This is a genomic window from Streptomyces sp. NPDC058198 (genome assembly GCF_042882605.1).
GTDB lineage: Bacteria > Actinomycetota > Actinomycetes > Streptomycetales > Streptomycetaceae > Streptomyces.
Genome location: NZ_JBHVVP010000016.1, coordinates 76,702 through 97,075, shown reverse-complemented (window position 1 = coordinate 97,075; position 20,374 = coordinate 76,702). Strand labels below are relative to the sequence as shown.

At 71.7% G+C, this 20,374-nt stretch carries 15 protein-coding genes; 6 read left to right on the top strand and 9 right to left on the bottom strand.

Features of this window, described 5'->3' with window-relative positions; translation table 11 throughout:
• Nucleotides 1-93: 93 nt before the first annotated feature.
• Nucleotides 94-1,596 carry a phosphoesterase gene (locus ACFVWW_RS31710; protein ID WP_384193501.1) on the bottom strand — a complete coding sequence of 501 codons (1,503 nt, stop codon included), beginning with the start codon at nucleotides 1,594-1,596 and terminating at the stop codon, nucleotides 94-96.
• Nucleotides 1,597-2,492: 896 nt separating this feature from the next.
• On the opposite strand from ACFVWW_RS31710, the gene ACFVWW_RS31705 reads away from it, so the two are divergent.
• The gene (locus ACFVWW_RS31705) at nucleotides 2,493-2,627 is read left to right on the top strand and encodes a hypothetical protein (protein ID WP_384193496.1); all 135 of its coding nucleotides are present in this window, start codon (nucleotides 2,493-2,495) and stop codon (nucleotides 2,625-2,627) included.
• A 75-nt stretch (nucleotides 2,628-2,702) separates the two neighbouring features.
• Here ACFVWW_RS31705 and ACFVWW_RS31700 read toward each other — a convergent pair whose 3' ends face one another.
• Nucleotides 2,703-3,167, bottom strand: a complete 465-nt coding sequence (locus tag ACFVWW_RS31700) for a hypothetical protein (RefSeq protein WP_386878042.1) — start codon at nucleotides 3,165-3,167, stop codon at nucleotides 2,703-2,705.
• A gap of 171 nt (nucleotides 3,168-3,338) precedes the next feature.
• On the opposite strand from ACFVWW_RS31700, the gene ACFVWW_RS31695 reads away from it, so the two are divergent.
• A complete protein-coding gene (locus ACFVWW_RS31695; protein WP_386878041.1) occupies nucleotides 3,339-7,814 on the top strand; it encodes an HAD-IC family P-type ATPase in 4,476 nt (1,491 codons plus the stop codon).
• 25 nt (nucleotides 7,815-7,839) lie between these two features.
• On the opposite strand, the gene ACFVWW_RS31690 is transcribed toward ACFVWW_RS31695, so the two are convergent.
• Both ACFVWW_RS31690 and ACFVWW_RS31685 read right to left on the bottom strand, forming a co-directional pair.
• On the bottom strand, nucleotides 7,840-9,132 hold the full coding sequence (locus ACFVWW_RS31690; RefSeq protein ID WP_386878040.1) for an MFS transporter: 1,293 nt from the start codon (nucleotides 9,130-9,132) through the stop codon (nucleotides 7,840-7,842).
• Between the two features lie 160 nt (nucleotides 9,133-9,292).
• Nucleotides 9,293-9,706: a cytidine deaminase gene (locus ACFVWW_RS31685; protein ID WP_386878039.1), complete on the bottom strand. Its 414-nt coding sequence runs from the start codon at nucleotides 9,704-9,706 to the stop codon at nucleotides 9,293-9,295.
• A 146-nt stretch (nucleotides 9,707-9,852) separates the two neighbouring features.
• Here ACFVWW_RS31685 and ACFVWW_RS31680 point away from each other — a divergent pair, with 146 nt between their 5' ends.
• On the top strand, nucleotides 9,853-10,692 hold the full coding sequence (locus ACFVWW_RS31680; protein WP_386878038.1) for an aldo/keto reductase: 840 nt from the start codon (nucleotides 9,853-9,855) through the stop codon (nucleotides 10,690-10,692).
• 14 nt (nucleotides 10,693-10,706) lie between these two features.
• On the opposite strand, the gene ACFVWW_RS31675 is transcribed toward ACFVWW_RS31680, so the two are convergent.
• Nucleotides 10,707-11,504: a class I SAM-dependent methyltransferase gene (locus tag ACFVWW_RS31675; RefSeq protein ID WP_386878037.1), complete on the bottom strand. Its 798-nt coding sequence runs from the start codon at nucleotides 11,502-11,504 to the stop codon at nucleotides 10,707-10,709.
• Nucleotides 11,505-11,752: 248 nt separating this feature from the next.
• Between ACFVWW_RS31675 and ACFVWW_RS31670 the strand changes: the two genes are divergently transcribed.
• Entirely contained in the window at nucleotides 11,753-13,153 is a 1,401-nt protein-coding gene (locus ACFVWW_RS31670) for an MFS transporter (RefSeq protein WP_384330541.1), read from the top strand.
• Here ACFVWW_RS31670 and ACFVWW_RS31665 read toward each other — a convergent pair.
• Both ACFVWW_RS31665 and ACFVWW_RS31660 read right to left on the bottom strand, forming a co-directional pair.
• Nucleotides 13,035-15,038 (bottom strand): helix-turn-helix domain-containing protein, encoded by a 2,004-nt coding sequence (locus ACFVWW_RS31665; RefSeq protein WP_384330538.1) that lies wholly within the window; start codon nucleotides 15,036-15,038, stop codon nucleotides 13,035-13,037. The two genes, ACFVWW_RS31670 and ACFVWW_RS31665, sit on opposite strands and share 119 nt — an antisense overlap.
• Before the next feature lie 118 nt (nucleotides 15,039-15,156).
• On the bottom strand, nucleotides 15,157-16,056 hold the full coding sequence (locus ACFVWW_RS31660) for a 3-hydroxybutyrate dehydrogenase (protein WP_384186226.1): 900 nt from the start codon (nucleotides 16,054-16,056) through the stop codon (nucleotides 15,157-15,159).
• 130 nt (nucleotides 16,057-16,186) lie between these two features.
• Between ACFVWW_RS31660 and ACFVWW_RS31655 the strand changes: the two genes are divergently transcribed.
• Nucleotides 16,187-16,681 carry an NUDIX domain-containing protein gene (locus tag ACFVWW_RS31655; protein ID WP_386878036.1) on the top strand — a complete coding sequence of 165 codons (495 nt, stop codon included), beginning with the start codon at nucleotides 16,187-16,189 and terminating at the stop codon, nucleotides 16,679-16,681.
• Between the two features lie 42 nt (nucleotides 16,682-16,723).
• Here the strand turns inward: ACFVWW_RS31655 and lnt are convergent, their stop codons facing one another.
• Complete coding sequence (gene lnt / locus ACFVWW_RS31650) at nucleotides 16,724-18,328, bottom strand: apolipoprotein N-acyltransferase (protein WP_386878035.1); 1,605 nt, start codon at nucleotides 18,326-18,328, stop codon at nucleotides 16,724-16,726.
• A gap of 183 nt (nucleotides 18,329-18,511) precedes the next feature.
• Here lnt and ACFVWW_RS31645 point away from each other — a divergent pair, with 183 nt between their 5' ends.
• A complete protein-coding gene (locus tag ACFVWW_RS31645) occupies nucleotides 18,512-19,609 on the top strand; it encodes an O-antigen ligase family protein (protein ID WP_386878034.1) in 1,098 nt (365 codons plus the stop codon).
• 79 nt (nucleotides 19,610-19,688) lie between these two features.
• Here the strand turns inward: ACFVWW_RS31645 and ACFVWW_RS31640 are convergent, their stop codons facing one another.
• Nucleotides 19,689-20,249 carry a hypothetical protein gene (locus ACFVWW_RS31640; RefSeq protein ID WP_384186216.1) on the bottom strand — a complete coding sequence of 187 codons (561 nt, stop codon included), beginning with the start codon at nucleotides 20,247-20,249 and terminating at the stop codon, nucleotides 19,689-19,691.
• Nucleotides 20,250-20,374 lie beyond the last annotated feature (125 nt).

Sequence of the window (20,374 nt, the reverse complement as noted above, 5' to 3'; positions counted from 1 at the left end):
GCCGCCCCGGGCCGGTTCCGCCGCCGCGCGGCAACGGAACCGGCCCCCACAGGACCTAGTGCTCCTCCCAGCAACATTTGCTCCGTCGCGGCACTAGCGGACCTGGACGAAGACCGGGTTCGAGTAGAACCACAGATCGTCCCAGGGGCTCTCCTGCCCGTCGGCGAGCGGCTCGACCTCGTCCGTGCTCGTACCGCGCACGCGGGCGTAGAGGTCACTTTCCACATTGCGCAGGGTGTGCCGGATGACGTACTCCTTCCCCTGCTTGCGCCAGTCGCGCGGACCGAACCGGGCCACCACCTTCGTGGTCGGGTTGGTGTCGGTGTCGAGGCTGGCGCTCGGGCCGGTGACCTGGCCCACGATCAGGTCGACGCGCCGGACCTCCGGACGGTCACCGTTGGCGTTCTTGCCCTCCAGCGGCCGGAACTTGATCTCGATGTCGACATCGGTGCGGTTGCGGCGGCTCACGGTCAGGGTCTCGCCCATGGCGGCGTCGCTGCCCCGGTTGCTGGCGGTGAGGTCGAGACTGGTGATCAGATCCCCGGTCCCGACCCAGATCCGCCCGTTGCGGAGTCCGTCCATGATGTCGGCGTAGTCCTGCCTGGCCAGCACATGCGTCTTGCTGTACTCGCCCGGCCAGAAGTCCGAGCCGCCGCGCGTCCAGTGCACGTGCGAGTCCGACGTCGCGGTGATCCACCACCGTCGGCCTTCGCCGAGCAGGGAGTCCCACAGCCCGCCGACGCGAGCCGTCATCTGGTCGAAGCCGCCGTGGGTCGGGTAGCTTCCGTACCCGCCGCGCGCGCCGCCGTTGAGCGGGCCGGCCTGGTGACCGGGAGCCCCCTCGAAGCCGATGTAGATCTCCGGTGCGGCGTTGTTGCCGTTACGGAACTCCCGCGGGGTGTCCTGCCCGTAGACACCGAGGCCGGTCGCCGACCGTGCCGCGTGGTGAGCGATCACCAGCGGCTTCCGCCTCATGTCCTTCGCGGCCTTCAGGAACTCGATCATCTTGGGCTCGGTGTCACGGCCGCTGTCGGCCGGGAAAGGGTCGTTCTTGGCGAAACGGCTCTCCAACTCGAAGAGCTGCTGCGCCTCGTCACTGTGGTGAGGAATCATCAGCGTGTGGTGGTCCAGGGCGGGGGCGTCGAACTCCATCCCCCAGAACTGGAGAACTCCCGGCACGAGTACACGTGAGCGCAGGAGGTCGGGGTATGCCTGCTCCAGGTTCACCTTCGAGTGCGTCGGCCCGCCGTGGTCGGTGCACATCACCCAGCTGAGACCGAAGTGCTTGGCCATGATCGCGTTGGTGACGATCGGGTAGACCGCGTCGCCACCCTTACGGAACGTGGGCGGGGTCGTCGACGTGTCGAACGAGCCGCTGTACTCCGAGTGCACATGGTGGTCACCGGCGCGCCACACCCGGTTGCGGGAGTCGTCGGACTTCCCGTGCTTCCGGTCGTCATCGTCGTCGGCCCACGCCGGTCCCCCGCCCACCAGCGGGCTCGCGGCCGCCAGCGTCGCCCCGACGCCGGCGAACTTGACCAACCGGCGCCGCGAGATCGCCGAGTACTCAGGATCTTCGCTGTTTCTGTCCTTCACGATGGAGCCTCTCGTTCAACAGCTGAGGGGGGGCGATCAGCGAGTCTCGAACAACAAACGAAACGCAGCGTGAACAACGAACGCGACATCGGAGAACAGGAACGCCGGTCCTGGAGTCGCGGCGAATCCGTCAACTCGAACCCCGGCCCGACGCCATGACCCGGCCGTCAAAAATCCGGCCACCGCTCAGCCGGAATCACCAGGGGGCACCCAGGCGGACGCCCAGCGACCGAGTCCGGTCCAGGACAGTTTCTGACGGACTGTGCGGCACGCGTTCAGGAACAACAGGGGGCGCCGAACGCGCAGTGCCATGACGGAGCGATGCTCACGCCGGACGAATTGGCCGGCCCCGGGCAGCAGGCGGCGGTTCACTCTCGGCGTCCGGTGTGACCTCCAGTGTGCGCGCCGGATCTCCTTCCACGGCAAAGCCGGGAGCGTGGAGGCGGACCTCGAAGCACTCAGCCGCGGGCAGGTACGCGGGGGCCACGCTCGCGGCCGACTCGGTGCGGGTCAACCGCACCGGCAGTACGCCGCGTTCACCGATTCGCAGCCGCTTCGGCGCGAAGACCTCGGGTGTATCTGGCCGCGGCCGCCGCGGCGACCCGTGACCGCAGCGCGGCCACCCCACCCTCCGGACCGGGAACCGGGAGTGAGCCGTGGCCGCGGTCGTGCCCCGTGCTCTCCCTCAGCCGTGGCGCGACGGTGGGATGGCCGACGAACAGCAGTGCCCGTCTGGAGGAACTCGAGGTACGGCGACCGCGGGATCCCATCGCGTACGTCGGCTCCGCCGATTAGCTGGCATGCGTCATTTACCCGCGATTCACCCTCCATCCGTCTGCGCGATGTCCGCCGGGTTCACAAAGGGGAGAACACACCACAGACAGAAAGGGTGTCCCATGCCGGGCTTCCTCACCTCGATCCTCACCAAGGTGGCGATCACCGCCATCGAGACGATCGTGACCACCGTGCTCGTACGCATCTGGACCGCCTACGCGAACTCCCGCCGCGCGAGCACGCCGGCCTTCGCCTGAGGGGGTCTTTGCCGCCCGGCTCGCCCGGGAGCGCGGCAGCGCGTCAGCGCGGAAGGCGCTGACGCGCCGGCTCGGTCAGGCCGCGGGCCGCTTCTTGTCGGCGCCCCGCTGGCCGGCCTTCTTCTGCGCGGCTTCCGCCGATTGGGTGGCGTCTTCGTCGGCACGCTCCCCACCGTGCCCGTTGCCGCGCTCGGCGCTGCGTCGGCCACTGCGGGCAATCGCGGCCGCGGCTCCGATGGCCGCGGCGACCGGCCACTCGACCGCCCCGAGGACCGCCAGAGCGCCCAGGCCGCCGTAAAAGGCGATCTGCCTGGGTGCCGGCATCGGTGCCAGCTTCGCCCTCGCGGCGCGGGCGTTGGCGGTGATGTCGCCGGGTGTGAGGTACGGGATGGGCAGCTCCGCGTGGAGCGTGTGCATCCGCAGGGCGCCGTCGGGACCATGCTCGGGTGTCTGCATCTGTGCCTGTGCCTGATCCGGTCCGCTCTTCCCGGCCTGACCGCTGCCGCCCTGCCTGTCGGTACGTTCCGTGACACCTGACATAGTTGGCCGCCTCCTTGATGATTTGTCCCTTTTATACTAACTTTCCCCTTCGTATTCGCGTCCTGTCCCGCCCCGTCCCGCCGACCTCCGAGGGTCGGCTGTCGCGCACGTCATGTTCTTGGTCAGGGCGACCGGGCACGCGGGCCGATCAGCCGACATGGACGGTGAGCTGTGGGAATCCCCGGACTCGGCATGCTGAGAGCGGCGGCGCGGCCCGTCGTGGGCGCGCTGGAAGCGCTGGCCGAGCCCCTGGCGTCGCGCTCACACGCACGGGTACGGACGGTTCACGGCGGACGCGTGCATCTCAGCGTGCGCGGACTGCGCGGCTCGGAGTCCGTGAAGGTCGCCGAGGCCCTGGAGCGGCGGCTGGCCCAGGTGTCCGGTGTGCGGTGGGCAGTGGTGAACGCGGTCCTGGAGTCCGTGGTCGTGGCCACGGAAGGGTCGCCGGACGCTGAATCGACCGTACGAGCGCTGCTCGATGTCGTCGAGGCGGTGGAGCAGGTACACGACGTGGCCGAGGAGCCACTGCCCTCCCACCCCGTCTCGCCCGAAGCGACCAGCCGGGCCGCCTGGGCCATGGCGACGCAGGCAGCCGCGCTGCCCCTGGCGATCCTCGGCCGGCTGACCCGCCACTCTCCGCTGGCGCCGGAGTTCGCCGCGCTGGTCACCATCGTCGACACGCAGCCACGGTTGCGGCGCGTGGTGGAGCTCGCGGTGGGGCAGCGGAATGCCCGACTGGTGCTCGCCACGGTCAACGCCGTCGCTCAGGCGAGCTCGGGGGGATTCCTGGGGCTGGCCGTCGACGCCGTACGGGACGCCATGCGCATGGCAGAGCTCAGCGCCCACCGCACCGCCTGGATCGCGGCGGAGCCGGACCTCGCCGGGGCCCCGCACCTCGCCGGGGCGGAGTACCGGGACCGCCCGCCACGCCCGGCGCCGCTGCGGCCCGGCGCCGTCGAACGGTACGCCGACATGGCGGGCATCATCGCGGGCCTGACCTTCGCCGGGGCACTCACGGTCACCCGGCGCCCCGCCGGCGCGGCGCGTGCGGCCCTCGCGGCCATCCCCAAGGCCCCCTGGCTGGCCAGGGAGGGCTTCGCGTGCACCCTCGGTGGCGCCCTGGCCCACAGCGGCAGCGTCGTCCACGATCCAGGGGCACTGCGCAAGCTCGACCGTATCGGCGTCCTCGTCCTGGACGCCGAAGCGCTGACCACCGGGGCCCATGTCCTCGCCGATCTCATCCCGCTCGACGACGACACCTCCGCCGGAGACACCTCCGCTGGAGACTTCGCGGCCGGAGACTTCGCCGCCACCGCCCACCGGCTGTTCGACCCCGGAAACCCGCAAGCTGTGCGCCAGGACCGAGGCACGGAATCGGACGAGGTCCCCGAGCCGGACGCGGGGGCCCTCTGGACCCTGGGCCCGTTGGACCGGCTGACCCCGCACGGCCGCACCGGCGCGCGCGCCAGGGCCCGCCTCGAAGGCGAAGGCGCCGCGTATGTGCTGGGTCTGGCGCGGGGCGACCAGCTGATGGCGGTCGTCAGCGTCGTCCCGGAGGTGCACACCGCCGCCGAGGCACTGGTGAACGGCGCCCGGAATGCCGGATTGAAGGTGCTGGCCGCGGGCGAGGCCACGCCCGCGGTCGTCACCGGAGCCGATGGCACCGTACCCGGCGGCGCACGGCTCGCCGAGTCCGTGCGAGAACTGCAGACCGACGGCGCCGGGGTACTCCTGGTATCCCGGGACCGCGCCGCACTGGATGCCGCCGACGTCGGCATCGGACTCGCCGAGGCTGACGGCCGGCCGGCCTGGGGGGCCGATCTGTACATCGCGGATTCCGGCGACGCCGTGGTCGTGGTCGAGGCATGCGGCGTCGCACGCCGCGTCGCACGTCGCGGGGTCTGGCTGGCCCAGGGCGCCTCAGGGCTGGGCAGCGCGATGACACTCGCCGGACGGACGGAACGGCTGGGCGCGAGCAGCCTGGCGGCCGTCAACTGGGCGGCGGCGCTGGGGATGGTGTACGGCGTCTGGTCCGCGGCCGAGTTGCTGCGCCGCCCGCCGGCCCCGACGATGTCCCGGCAGCCCTGGCACTCGATGCTCCCCGAGACGGTCCTGGCCAGAACGAGCAGTGGTCACAGCGGCTTGACCGGCCGTCAGGCAGCCGAACGTGCCAAGCAGTTGGGCGACCAGGCGGTACCGCCCACCTCGCTGCCCCGCGCCGTAGTGACCGAACTGATCAATCCCCTCACCCCCGTTCTGGTGGGCGGCGCCGCCCTGTCCGCCGCGGTCGGCGGCGTCCTCGACGCCGTCATCGTCCTCGCCGTCACCGGTCTGTCCGGCCTCATCGGCGGAACCCAACGCCACATCACGGACCGCGCGGTGCACCGTCTGCGCAAGCGTTCCGCCGTACGCGCCAGGGTGATCCGGGACGGCGAGGAGAACGAGGTGCCCTCCGAGGAACTGGTCGTGGGGGACATCATCACGCTCAGCCCCGGCGACGTCGTCCCCGCCGACTGCAGACTCCTGGACGCCCACAGTGTGGAGACCGACGAGTCGGCCCTGACCGGCGAGTCCCTGCCCGGCCCCAAGACCGTCGATCCGGTGCTCGCCGCCGATGTGGCGGACCGTACGTCCATGCTCTACGAGGGCACCACCATGGCCGCCGGGCACGCTCGGGCCGTCGTCGTGGCCACCGGCGAGAACACCGAGGCAGGGCGCGGCGCCCGGGCCGGCCATGGCCCCGCTCCCGCGGTGGGCGTCGAGCGCCGGCTCGCGCGGATCACCAGAACCACCCTGCCCCTGGCACTCGGCTCGGCCGGCGCGGTGATGGCCGCCGGGCTGCTGCGCGGCCGCCCGGCCCGCGAGACAGTGGGGGCGGGCGTGGGCCTCGCCGTGGCGAGCGTGCCCGAGGGGCTGCCGTTCCTGGTCTCCGCCGCCCAACTCGCGGCCGCGCGACGGCTTTCCACCCTGGGCGTGCTGGTACGTGACCCACGCACCATCGAGGCCGCGGGCCGCGCGGACGTGCTGTGCTTCGACAAGACAGGAACCCTCACTCACGGCCGTATCGCACTCGCCGGAGTCCTCGCGGACGGCGACAGCCAGCACCGGCCCCTGGACAGCCTCGAACCCCGCCAACAGGCCGTGCTCGCATGCGGGTTGAGGGCCACCCCGCACCGCCGCGGCGAGGGCGAGCTGGAGCACTTCACCGACCGCGCTGTGGCATCCGGCGCCGCAGGGGCCGCTGTCGAGCGCACCGACAACGCACCTGGCTGGGCGCAGTTGGCGAGCCTGCCGTTCGAGCCCCGCCGCGGCTTCCACGCCACCCGGGGCAGCAGCCACGGGCTGTGGCTGCTGTCAGTCAAAGGCGCGCCGGAAGAGGTCGTCGAACGCTGCGCCATGGACGGTGAAAGGAAGCACGCGCTCCTCACCGAGAGCAAAAGGCTGGCCGCTCAGGGCCACCGGGTGCTGGCGGTGGCCGAGTCGCGCGGCGAGGCTGGCGAGGGCGGCGGCAGACTCACCGACGACACGGTGCGCGAGCTGGACTTCCTCGGCTTCCTCCTCCTCAGCGACCAGGTGCGCAGCGGCGCGTCCGGCTCGCTGCGGCGGCTCGCCGAAGCGGGCGTGCACATCGTGATGATCACCGGCGACCATCCGCAGACCGCCGAGTCGATCGCCCGGGAGATCGATCTCATCGACGGCCGCCGGGTCGTCACGGGTGCGGAGCTGGACGCGCTGGACGACGATGCCCTGGATGAACTGCTGCCGCACGTCGGCGTGGTCGCGCGCGGCACCCCCACCCACAAGGTCCGGGTGGTCAAGGCGTTCCAGCGGCTCGGCCGTACGGTCGCGATGACCGGTGACGGCGCCAACGACGCGCCCGCCATCCGGCTCGCCGACGTCGGCATCGCCCTCGGCTCGCGGGCCACCCCGGCCGCCCGCGCCGCGGCGGACCTGGTCGTCACGGACGGCAGCCTGGAGACCATCCTGGCCACGCTGGTCGAGGGACGCGCGATGTGGGCCTCCGTACGGCAGGCCCTCGCCATCCTCCTCGGCGGGAACCTCGGTGAGATCGGCTTCACCCTGCTCGGCGCCACCCTCACCGGCACCTCACCGCTGACCGCCCGTCAGCTGCTGCTGGTCAACCTCTTCACCGACCTCGCGCCCGCCATCGCCATCGCCCTGCGCCCGCCCGGGGACGACGCCGCGGAACGGCTCCTCCGGGAGGGCCCCGAGTCGTCGCTCGGCAGCGCTCTGACGGACGAGATCACCGTACGGGCCATTGCCACCGCCCTCGGCGCCACCCTCGCCTGGGCAGCCGCCCGCGCGACGGGCCGCCCCACCCGGGCCAGGACGGTCGCCCTGGCCGCCCTCGTAGGCACCCAACTCGGCCAGACCCTGCTGGTCGGCGGGCGCAGCACCGCCGTCCTCGCCTCAGCGGCCGGCTCCATGGCGGCGCTGGCCATGGTCATCCAGACCCCAGGGGTCAGCCATTTCTTCGGCAGCACCCCACTCGGCCCGGTGGGCTGGACGATCGCCCTGACCTCGGCGGCGGCTGCCACGGTGACATCCCTCTTCCTGCCCCCGGTGGCAGGCCGCGTCCGCACAGCCCTCGGCGCCCTGCCGCCGCTGCCGTCCCTGTCAGGGTGAACACCCGAAACGCGGCTCGGACCGTTCAGTCGCCGTCCCGGTTGACCTCGATCCGCCGAAGCGACGGCACGAGTAACGGCACCAGCATCGCCATCGCCGCCAGCCCACCGCCGGTGACGGCGACCGCCGCCGTTCCGAACGCCGCGGCGAGGACCGGCACGGACAGCTGGCCGACGGGGATGGACGCGAACGACAAGCACTCGTCGTAGGCGCCGACCCGGGAGAGCAGCCGCTCCGGGACGTGGGTGTAATGAACGGTCTCCCACACGACGGTGAAGAATTCGGCGACCACTCCCGACACGAACGCCGCTGCGGCCAGCCAGAGCGTGTTCGCGCCGGTGCCGAGCAGGATGAGCGGGACGGCGGCCAGGGCCATCGAGGAGAGGGCCGGCACCATCGGCCGGCGCACCGTCAGCTTCACCATCACCACACTGGCCAGCAGCGCTCCGACACCACGGGCGCTCAGCACCAGGCCCCAGCCCTCCGCGCCGATGGTGTCGTTCGCGATCACCGGGCCGAGGATCTGCCAGACGCCCATGTTGGCGGCGTTGAAGACGGCGAAGGCCAGCGTGACCGTCCAGATCCACGGCTTGGAGCTGAAGTAGTCCCAGCCCTGCCGCAGTTCGCCGAGCATCGTCGGGCCGCCCTTGGCGCGCGGCGGCAGGTCGGGCAGCGAGATCCGGGCGAAGAAGGCGGCCGCCAGCAGGAAGGACGCGGCGTCGGCGGCGATTGCCCAGCCGCCTCCGACGGTGGCGGTCAGCAGGCCGGCGACGGTCGGGCCGAGGATCCGGGTGGTGTTCCTGACGGAGGCCAGCAGGGAGCTGGCCTGCTGAAAGCCGCGCCCCGCCGCCAGATTCGGAACGATGCCGCGCAGCGCGGGCGTGGTCAGTCCCTGGAAGATGCCGTTGAGGGCGGCCAGCGGCAGCAGCAGCGCGGGGTTCTGGTGGGTGAGGAGGAGGATCGCCACTCCGGCCTGGCTGAGGCCGGCGCCCAGGCTGGTGAGGCGCAGCACGGTGTCGCGGCGGTAGCGGTCGGCGATGCCGCCGCCGAGGATCATCGTCGCGATCATGGGGACCATGGAGGCGGTGGTGACCAGGGACAGCCAGGCGGCGCTGTCGGTGACCTCCAGGACGCCGAAGGCCAGGGCGACGGGCGCCATGGCATTGCCGGCCATGGAGATCGAACGGCCGACGAAGAACCACCGGAAGGCGGGGGAACGGAGGGGCCGTTCGGCCGCGAGGCTGGTGCCGGATGCGGGCGTCGCAGCACTTTCGGGCGGCTCAGTATCCCGATTTCCGGGCGCGTCTGTTTCGGGCACGAGGGGGAACGCTGCCAGCGCGTACGGGATGTATCAAGTGGTTTCCAGGCGGTCGAACCGCCTCCGGGCCAAGACCGCCGCGAGCGCCGGGCCGAGGTTCAGAACGGCCTTGCCCCGGACGGTCAATGGGCGTCGCCGCGGTGCTCCTACGGGTCGCGGTTCAGTCAGCGTCGAGCTGGTGGTCGGCCCAGACGTAGCTTTTGGGAAGCAGGTCGGTGATGGGGAGGGTCCGGAGGCGATCGTCCGCACCGACGATGACCTTGAGGGCGGGGAAGTAGTCGAGAAGGACCTGGCGGCACCGGCCGCACGGGGGAACAACCCCCCGGTCACGGTCGCCCACGGCGACGATCGTGTCGAGTTCGTAGGCGCCTTGGGCGGCTGCCGCGCCGATGAGAACCAGCTCGGCGCAGGGGCCTCCCGTGAAGTGGTAGGCGTTCACCGCGGTGACGATCCGGCCGTCCCGGGCGCGCGCCGCGGCCGCCATGGTGTGGTTGTCGCCCCGGCAGCGGGTGCGCGCGACATGGGCCGCGGCCCGGACGAGTTCGTGGTCGACGTGGTGGGTCTGCGTGGTCATCTTCTCTGCCTTTGTACGGTGTCAGGCGACCTTGACCCGAGTGACGACGGCGAGCAAGCGGATATCGCGGCAGGACCGCCGGACTGACTCCGTGGCCAACTGCGCTGTTAGCGTTTCCTGTTCATCGAGGGGAGCGAGGACAGCTGATGGCATCCACTACGTTTCGTATAGGCGGAGATTTAGGCGTACGGCGGCTGGGGTTCGGGGCCATGCACTTGCCGACCGAGGCGGGCGCCGGCCGCGAGAACTCTGTGGGGGTTGTCCGTCGGGCCGTCGAGCTGGGCGTCACACTGATCGACACCGCATATCTGTATGGCGGGGGAGCCAACGAGGAACTCATCGCGGAGGCCCTGCACCCCTACCCGGATGCGCTGCTCATCACCACCAAGGTCGGCGTCGCACGCTCGGGGGCCTCGGACGAATGGAGGCTCGACGGGCGGCCGGCTGTCCTGCGCGATCAGGTCGAGCAGGCATTGCGTCGACTGCGCGTCGAGAGGATCGAGCTGCTTCAGCTGCACCGTATCGATCCGGATACGCCGCTCGCCGACCAGCTCGGCACGCTGGCGGACCTGCGAACCGAGGGCAAGATCGGCCGGATCGGACTGTCCGAGGTCAGCGTCGCCGAACTCACCCAGGCGCAGGAGATCGTCGACATCGCGACCGTGCAGAACCGTTACAACGTGCTCGACCGCGAGCACGAGCCCGTGCTCGCGGCCTGTGAGGCGGCGGGGATCGCCTTCTTGCCGTGGCGCCCCGTCGCCTGGGGAAAGTCGGGAGCGAAGGCCGAAGTCGCCGCGGTGGCGGCCGAGCTCGACGCCACACCCACGCAGATCGCGCTCGCCTGGCTCCTCGGCCACTCGCCGGTCATCCTGCCGATCCCTGGCACCGCCCGGATCGACCATCTGGAGGAGAACCTCGCCGCGGAAGGTCTCCACCTCTCCCCCGCCCACCGCGACCGCCTCGACCGGCTGACCGAGCCGACATAGGGCCGGGGCGGCGGTCAGGGGGTGCCGGCGTCCTCGGTCGGTTTGGCCGCGACCACGGCCCAGGTGCGGTGCGGGACGCGCAGGACGTCACCGGGGAAGCGGTCCCGCAGGACGCCGTCCAGCTCGGCGGAGAACGCCTCGACCCGCTCAGGGGGGAGGCTCGCGCCCACGCCCGCGCTGGCCCGGATCCGCCCGGTCCACGCCTGCGGGGTGTACGGCACGTCCAGGTCGAAGGAGAACGTCTCGATGGCGCCGAAGCCGACGGTGGCCAGGTCGGTCAGCCAGCGGGGGTACAGGCCGGTGCCGCCGCCCAGCGTCCAGGCGGGGTTGTACGCGGTGATCAACCGCTCGGTCTCGGCGACGACGTTGCCGGACAACGGCAGCCAGTCGAAATGCGCGATGACGGCGCGCCCGCCCGGGCGGAGCAGCCGCCATACCTCGGCGGCGGCCCTGGGGGCGTCGAACCAGTGCCAGCACTGGCCCGCCGACACCACGTCGAACGACGCGTCGGGAAGCCCGGTGTCCTCGGCCGTGGCCACCTCGTACGCGATCTCGACGCCGGCCTCCAGGTCGAGTCCCCTGGCCTGTTCGAGCAGGGGGGCTGCGGGGTCGACGCCGGTGACCCGCGCCCCGGCGCGGGCGAAGAGCCGGGCGAGGCTGCCGGTCCCGGTGCCGAGGTCCAGCACATCCCGGTCCCTCACCTCCGCTCCGAGGCGGCCGAGCCGCTCGACGATTTCCGGCGGGAAGCCGGCGCGGTGGCGGGTGTAGTCCTCGGCCGTCAGTCCGAAGTCCGGGTTGTATTCACTGGACACGCGGCCCTCCGTTTTCTGATCAACGAAGGCAAAACTACCTGCAAACTCGAAGGCACACCGACACCACTGAGCAGGTCGTCGGCCGCCCACGGTGAGGCCCTCGCAGTGAGTCGAACGGGGGCTCATGGTGCCCGCGCGCACAGCCGGGCCAGTAACTATGGTGTCCCACCACATGTGCCGCTGACCTGGTGCTTTCTACCTTGTGCCGACACGCATACGTCCCCGCCAACCGCCTGGAAGTGGTGTTCATGGCTGCCTCGGCATCCGCTCCCCCAACGCCCAGCTCCCTCAAGCGCATTGTCGCCGCGAGCCTCATCGGCACGACCATCGAGTGGTACGACTTCTTCTTGTACGGGTCGGCCGCCGCGCTGGTCTTCAACCAGCTGTTCTTTCCCGGCTCCGATCCGCTGGTCGGGACGCTGCTGTCCTTCCTGACGTACGCCGTCGGCTTTGCCGCGCGGCCGCTCGGAGCGCTGGTCTTCGGGCACTACGGTGACCGGGTCGGGCGTAAGAAGCTGCTGGTCCTGAGCCTGTTGATGATGGGCGGGGCGACATTCGCCATCGGGCTGATGCCCACGCACGCCACCATCGGTACGGCCGCTCCCATCCTGCTGACCGTCCTGCGGCTGATCCAGGGCTTCGCGCTCGGCGGCGAGTGGGGCGGGGCCGTCCTGCTGGTGTCGGAGCACGGTGACGCCGAGCGGCGCGGGTTCTGGGCGTCGTGGCCGCAGACCGGGGCGCCGGCCGGGCAGTTGCTCGCCACCGGTGTGCTCTCGGCGCTCACCGCGCTGCTCTCGGACGCCGCCTTCGTCTCATGGGGCTGGCGCATACCGTTCCTGCTCTCCGGTGTGCTGGTGATCGTCGGGCTGTGGATCCGTCTCTCTGTCGACGAATCCCCGGTCTTCAAGGCCGCGTTGGCCCAGGCCGAGGAGCGGAAGGCGGCCGCCACCGGGGACACCGAGAAGACGCCGATCGTCGCCGTCCTGCGCCACCACTGGCGGGATGTGCTCGTGGCGATGGGCGCGCGGATGGCGGAGAACATCAGCTACTACGTGATCACCGCCTTCATCCTGGTGTACGCGACGACCGCGGCCGGGCTGAGCAAGCAGACCGCGCTCAACGCCGTACTCATCGCGTCCGCCGTGCACTTCGCGGTGATCCCGGCGTGGGGCGCGCTGTCGGACCGGATCGGCCGCCGGCCCGTGTATCTGATCGGCGCCGTCGGTGTCGGGGCCTGGATGTTCCCGTTCTTCGCGCTGATCGACACCGCGACCTTCGGCAATCTGCTCCTGGCCGTCACGGTCGGTCTGGTGCTGCACGGTGCGATGTACGCGCCCCAGGCGGCCTTCTTCTCCGAGATGTTCGCGACCCGGATGCGCTACTCGGGCGCCTCGATCGGGGCTCAGTTCGCCTCCGTGGCGGCCGGTGCGCCGGCGCCGCTGATCGCGACGGCGCTGCTCGCCGACTACGACAGCTCGACGCCGATCGCCCTGTACGTGATCGCCGCCGCGCTGCTCACCGTCGTCGCGATCATCTGTGCGCGGGAGACCCGGCACCGCGATCTGGCGGATGTCGAGGCGGAGCCGGCACGGGGCGCTGTCCCGGCGCCGCGGAAGGCCGACGCCTCCACCCGTACGCCGAGCGCCTGACGCGTCCGGCGGACATGGCGTGCAGCCGCAGGGCCAGCTGGATCTCCAGGGCCCGTGCGGGTGACTGCCAGTCGGGGCCGAGCAGCCGGCCGATGCGTTCGAGGCGCTGGGCCACGGTGTTGACATGGACGTGCAGCTCGTCCTTCGTACGGGCCGGGCTCATCCCCGACGCGAAGTAGGCACCGAGCGTGCGCACCAGATCCGTGCCGCGGCGCACGTCGTAGTCGACGACTTCCCCGATGGTGCGGTGGACGAAGCCCTCGATGTCCCTGGTGTCGGCGAGGAGCAGTCCGAGGAAGCCGAGGTCCTGGGCGGCCGCGCCGTCGCCCGAGCGGCCGAGCAGCCGCAGCGCGTCGAGGCAGCGCCGGGCTTCCGCGTACGCCTCCGCTATCGCGCCCGGCCGCGCGGCGGGCGCCTCGACGGCGGCGGACGCGCCGATCGTGACCGCCTCCCGCAGAGCGCTGCCGAGCTGCCTGGCCGTACGGCGGGCGAGGTCGGCCGCCGTGTCGCCGGGCGCGAGCGGCAGCAGCAGGACGGTGCCGCCGTCGCGGGTGGCCGCCAGTCCCTGTCCGGTGGCGGCGAGATGGGACGCGGCGGACCACAGCCGGCGGCGGTCGGCGGTCTCGCGTTCCGTGGTGTCGGGGGCGGGGCCGTCGATCCGCGCTGCCAGCACCACATGCGGGGCGTCGAGGTCGGCGCGGAGCCGGACGGCCCGTTCGCGCAGCAGCCGGGGGTCGCGGTCGGGAGCGTCGAGCAGGTCGTCGAGCAGCTCGCCCCGTACCCGCTGCTCCGCCTCTCCCGCGGAGCGGCGTGCGAGCAGCAGCAGAGAGGTGACCATCGCGGCCCGCTCCAGGGTGCGCTGGTCGACCGGGTCGAGCCCGGGGTGACCGCGCAGGACGAGCGCGCCGAGCAGTTCGCCGCCGGCCGATACGGCGGCGCCCCAGACCCCGCCGTGGCCCTTGGCACGGCCGTCGGTGCCGGTCAGCTCCAGCGCGGTCACCGAGGCGGAATCGGGGCCGGCGAATTCCACCGTGCCGTCCAGCACTTCGGAGAGCGCGCTCGCGACGTCATGGACGCCGCCGCCGCGCAGTACCAGTTCGGTCAGCCGGTCGTGCACGTCCGAGGCGCGCTCGATGACCGCGCTGTGGTCCTTGATGATCCCGTTGGCCTTCTCCAGCTCCGCGAGCGCCGAGCGGGTCTCCCCCAGCAGATTCGCGGTGTCGATGGCGACCGCGGCATGGGCCGCGAACGAACCGAGCAGGGCGGTCTGTTCGCGCTCGAAGACCCGGGCGTGCCGGTCCGCGGCGAAGAGCACACCGATGACCTGGCTGCCGAGCATCAGGGGGACGCCGAGAATGGCGACCAGTCCTTCGTCGCGCACGCCGGAGTCGATGCTCCTGGTGTGCTGGAAGCGCGGGTCGTCGAAATAGCTGTCGGTGACATAGGGGCGGGCGGTCTGGGCGACGAGCCCGCCGAGCCCCTCCCCCATGCCGAGCCTCAGCTGCTGGAAGCGGGCCGATACCGATCCCTCGGTCACGCGCATGTATGTGTCGCCCGCGACCTGGTCGTTGAGGCACAGATAGGCGACTTCCGTGCCGAGCAGCGAACGGGCGCGCTGCACGATCGCCCGGAGCACGGCGTCGAGGTCACGCAGCCCCGCCAGGTCGTGGGCCGTCTCGAAGAGCGCCGACAGCTCGGCCTCGCGGCGGCGTCGCTCCTCCAGCTCGGCCCGCACCCGCAGGGCGAGCTGCTTGGCGTGTTCCAGCGCGGCGAGCGTCTCCGGTCCCGCGCCGTCCGCGCGGGCCAGCAGCGCGGGCCGGTCGTATGCCTCCGCCGCGGCGCCGCGCGCGAGGAGTTCCAGGTAGGAAGCCTGATCGTGGGACATGGACACAGGATTACCTGTCGTACGGCCGGCCGCGCCAGCCCTGTGGACAACGAGAGCGATGTGGATAACGGATACGGTGCGGCCGACGCCGGGGCCGGCCTGCCGTGCCGGACCGGGCCTAATGCGCGGTCCAGCCTCCGTCGAGCGTCAGTGACGTGCCCGTGATGAAGGATGCCTGCGGGGTGCAGAGATAGGCCACCGCCTCGGCCACCTCGTCCGGTTCGAGGAGCCGCTTGAGCGCGGAGTCCTGGAGCAGGACATCGGCCAGGACCCGTTCCTCGGGGATGTGGTGCGCCTCCGCCTGGTCGCTGATCTGTTTCTCGACCAGTGGTGTACGCACATAGCCCGGGTTGACACAGTTGGAGGTGACACCGTGCGGGGCGCCTTCGAGGGCCGCGGTCTTGGAGAGTCCTTCGAGACCATGTTTGGCTGACACATAGGCCGACTTGTAAGGGGATGCGCGCAGCCCGTGTACGGAGGAGATATTGATGATCCGCCCCCAGTGTTCGGCGTACATATGCGGCAGCGCGCCCCTGATCAGCCGGAAGGGCGCCTCCAGCATGACCGTGAGAACGGTGTGGAACACGTCCGGCGGGAAGTCCTCGATGGGGCGGACGAGCTGCAGGCCGGCGTTGTTGACCAGGATGTCGGCGCCCGCGGCCGCCTGCTCCGCCGCGTCGAGATCCGTCAGGTCGAGCACCCGTGGTTCGACGGCGCCCGCCAGTCCGATGGCCGCCCCGACCAGGTCGTCGAGGCCATCCCCGTCCCGGTCCACGGCTCTTACCTTGGCCCCGGCCGCCACCAGCCGCAGCGCGCAGGCGCGGCCGATCCCGCTCGCGGCGCCGGTGACCAGTGCGGTACGGCCCGCGAGGTCGAGCGCGACGGGAGCGAGAGCGTCGGGAGCCGGCGCGGGACCGTCGGCGGCGCGGGCGGGGGTACCGACGGCGCGAGCGGGTGCGTCGGCGGCGCGCGACTCGGGCGTGCGAGGGACGGGACCTGGTGTGGTGGGCGCGGTCATATTCCGCACCCTAAGCAGCGCCGACACCCCAACCGATATGGTCAGCGCCCACACTTCGCCCTGAAGTGATGGGTGTGAACCATGTGGGTGTACGAATGATCGCCGCCCAGCGCCCGGATAGGGTCCTGCCATGGCGACTCCGGACTTCATTCGCACGATCCGGGCCTCTGCGGGCCACCAACTGCTCCTCCTGCCGGGAGTGACCGCGGTCGTATTCGACGACGCCGGCCGCGTGCTGCTGGTCCGCCGTGCCGACAACGGCGCCTGGACACTGGTCGGGGGCATTCCCGAGCCAGGGGAACAGCCCGCGGTGGCGGCCGTGCGTGAGGTGTACGAGGAGACCGCCGTGCGGTGTACGCCGGAGCGGGTCGTGGTCGTCCAGGCCCTGGATCCGGTTCAGTACTCCAATCAGGACCGCTGCCAGTACATGGACATCACCTTCCTGTGCCGCGCGACCGGTGGCGAGGCCCGGGTCAATGACGACGAGTCCATCGAGGTGGGGTGGTTTCCGCCGGACGGCCTGCCCGGCCTCGACGAAGCCACGCTGCTGAGGATCAAGCAGGCCCGCAGCGACGAGCCGGCCTGGTTCGATCCCGGCACCGGACAGGACCCGGCCGACCGGTGACACGCCGACCGGTGACACGCCGGCCGGCGCGGGACCGGCCGGTCACCGACGGCCGGGGTGCCGCCGCTCGCGTACGGAACGGACCGTCACCCAGACCGGCCCGGCCACGGCGAGCGCCACCAGCAGACCTTCGGGAAGGGTGCCGAGCCTGGTGGCCGGGGTCATCGAGGAGCGCAGCGGCACCTTGGCCACCAGCGCGTCCGGCGTGAACATCGCGGTCTTCCGGATGATCTTTCCGTCCGGCTGGATGATCGCGCTGACGCCGCTGGTGACGGGGACGACCACGGTCCTGCTGTGCTCGACGGCCCGCACCCGCGACATCGCCAGCTGCTGGTAGGTCATCTCACTGCGGTCGAAGGTGGCGTTGTTGCTGGGTACGGAGATGAGCTGAGCGCCATGGGTGACGGTGTCCCGTACGGCCGCGTCGAAAGCCGCCTCGTAACAGGTGGCCAGCCCGACCTGGGTGCCCGCGAGGTCGAAGACGCCGGGCTTGGTGCCGCGTCCGAAGTCGCGGCGCACCATGTCGGCGTAGCCGGGGCTGATGGCCTTCACCACGGAGCGCAGCGGGAGGAACTCGCCGAAGGGCTGGATCTGCCGCTTGTCGTACGTGTCGGTCGGGCCGCGCTCCGGATCCCAGAGGATCTGGGTGTTGCGCAGCGGTCCGGTGGCCGGGGTGACGACGGCTCCGACGGAGATCGGCACGCCGATCGCCCTGGCGGCCTGGTCGATTACCTCCCGCGCGTCGGCGTTGCGGTAGGGGTCGATGTCCGAGGAGTTCTCCGGCCACAGCACGAAGTCGGGCTGGGGCTCCTTGCCCGCCTTCACGTCGTCGGCGAGCTGGAGGGTCCTGCGGACATGGTTGTCGAGGACCGCGCGGCGCTGGGCGTTGAATTCGAGCCCGGCCTGCGGCACGTTGCCCTGTACGGCGGCGACGGTCGCGGTGCCGTTCTCGGCGGAGTCGCTCACGAGCGGCAGCGCCGCGAGCGCCGCTGCCACGGGGACGAAGACGGTGAGGGCCGCGGCGGCCCCGGCGCGGCGCGGCACCACGCCGGTCGTGCGGTACTCGAGGACCTGGCGCAGCGCCTCGTACAGTCCGAAGCCGCACAGGACGACGGCGAAGCCGAGGAGCGGCGTGCCACCGACGGCGGCGAGCGGGAGGAAGATGCTGTCCGCCTGGCCGAAGGCGATCTTGCCCCAGGGGAAGCCGCCGAACGGCACGCGCGCGCGGACCGCCTCGCCGAGGATCCAGACCGCCGCGGCCCATACCGGCCACAGGGGCAGTCGCGTCACGGCGGCGATCCCCAGGCCGGTGAAGGCGATGAAGAGTGCCTCCACCGCGACCAGTCCGAGCCAGGGCCCCGGGCCGACCTCCGCGCCCGTCCAGACCAGCAGCGGCAGCAGAAAGCCCAGGCCGGCGAGGTAGCCGAGGCCGAGGCCCGCGCGCAGCCGGCGCCCGTACAGGCTCCAGGCGAGCAGGGCGAAAGCGGGCAGGGCCAGCCACCACAGGGTGCGGGGCGGGAAGCTCGCGTAGAGCAGCACGCCGGACAGCACAGAGGCGGCGGGCCTGGCGAGCCGGCGCAGCAGCTTCCCGCCGCCGGACGCGGGGGCGGGCGGAGGGGTCTCGACGGAGGTGATGGTGGCGCTCACCTGGGGGAGTCTACGGTGATCCGACGTGTGTCCAGCGGTAAGGCCCGGCGCGTACAGCAACGCTTCTTCGCAATCTCTCCACAAATCCGCGCCACGGCCGTTACCGTGTGCGCCAGTCCTTGCCCCCTGGCCGGATCCGGCGGTCGTGGCACAGGACCCGTCACAGGGCGAGGGGGCGACGGGATGGCAGCACCGGCGGAACGGTCCTCCGTACGGCACCGTGGCAGCGCGCCCGATGTCGTCGGGGTGGTCGTGCTGGGCGGCTGCGCGGTATGGGCGCTGATCAGCGCGGCAGGGCACGGAGGCAGGCCCGAGGGTGTCCTGCTGGCGGTACTCGCCGTCACCGCGGGCTATGCCTGTGGCCGGATCAGCGGGTCGCTGGCGCCGGTCGCCACCGCGTGCGTCGTGGCGCTCGCCGGGTTCGGGGCGGCGGTCGCATCCGGCCACGGAGTGTTCGGTACGGGGATGGCCCTGGCCGCACCGCAGGGCGACACGAGCGCGGTCGCCGGACTCCTGGTGCTGGCGGCGGGAGCGGCGAGCTGTGCGGCCGCGACCGCCGGGCACACTGCCGTACGGGCGGCCATGCGGCTGCTGGCGCTGATGATCGCGGTCGCCGCGCCGCTGCTCGGTTCCGTCGCGGGGTTCCTCGGGGTGCTCGGGGTGCTGCTCTGCTCGCTGGCGGCGGTCAGGATGCGGCGCCGGCTGGTCGGACTCGCCGGGTTCGCGCTGGTCACCGGGGTGGTGGTGGGCACGTCGTGGGCGGTCGCGGAACAGGCGCTGCCCGAGGGACTCGCGGTCTCGCTGGAAGGACAGCTGACCCAGCACCAGGTGGGCCTGTGGCGGGACGCGGTCAGTATGGCGAAGGAATATCCGCTGCTGGGAGCGGGCCCCGACCGCTTCGGGGACCTCAGCCCGACCGCGACGCAGTCGCTGGAAGCCCACAGCAAACCGCACTCGGCACCCCTGGAGCAGGCGGCCGAGCAGGGCGTGGTGGGGGTATCGCTGCTGGCGGCGGTGTTCGGCTGGCTGCTGTACGGACTGGCGCGCTCGCCCTGCTCCACTCGGGTGGCGCTCACGGCGGGAGCCGCCCTGACGGCGCTGGCCGCCCTGGCGAGCGTCGGCAACGCGCTGAGTTTCACACCGGTGACGGCGGGCGCGGGGCTGCTGGCGGGCCTGGCCACGGCACGACCGGCGGCCGGTGCGGTGCCCGCTCAGGCCCTGGGGACGACCGAGGACGTAGGGCGCCTCAACCCGGAAGAACCGCAAGAAGCGGACAGATAGCGAGCAAGGTCACCGGAGCGCGCGGATCACGACAGAACGCGGACGCCTGAGCTCCCGGGGCGATACGCCCCGGCGGCGGTCAGGCGCCGGCCGGGTCGGGCTTGGGGAGGAGGTGCAGGCGGTTGCGGATGACCCGTACCGCCGCCTCGGCGTCGTCCACCGTGACGGTGAATATCCTGCCGTCGCCGAGCTTGAGGACGAGGGCCTCGCCTCGGCGGACGACCACGGCCGTGCCCATCTCGGGGCGCCAGCGGTAGCCCCAGCCGCCCCATTGGCGCGGGGTGACCCGTGGCACGAAGTCGGCGTCCACGACATGGGCGAGGAGGATACGGCGGCGGGGCAGGCCCATATGGCCGCAGCGCACTTCCAGGCAGTCGCCCTCGACCCTGACCGCCACATGGACGAACGCCAGAGTGCCGAAAAGCATGAGCAGACCCGCGGCGACGCAGCCGATGACGGACATCAGCAGCGCGGCTATCCCGGAGTCCCAGGTGGAATTGATGGCCAGCTCGACGCCGAGCGTGATGCAGGCGATGCCTGCGGCCGCGAGCAGCCACTGCACACGATTGGTGGCGCGGCCGGTCCAGGTCTCAGGCAGGGGCTCATCGGGGTGGCCCTCGTGCCGCGGGTGCTCCCTCATGCCTTGCAGAGTACCCAGGTTCCGCCACGAGGGAAGTGCCGTGGCTGCTGGATGCCACGACCGTCCGCGGGGCGGTCGGCCCGTCCGCTGGTTGGTGCAGCTGGCCGAACCGTGGGGCGCACCGG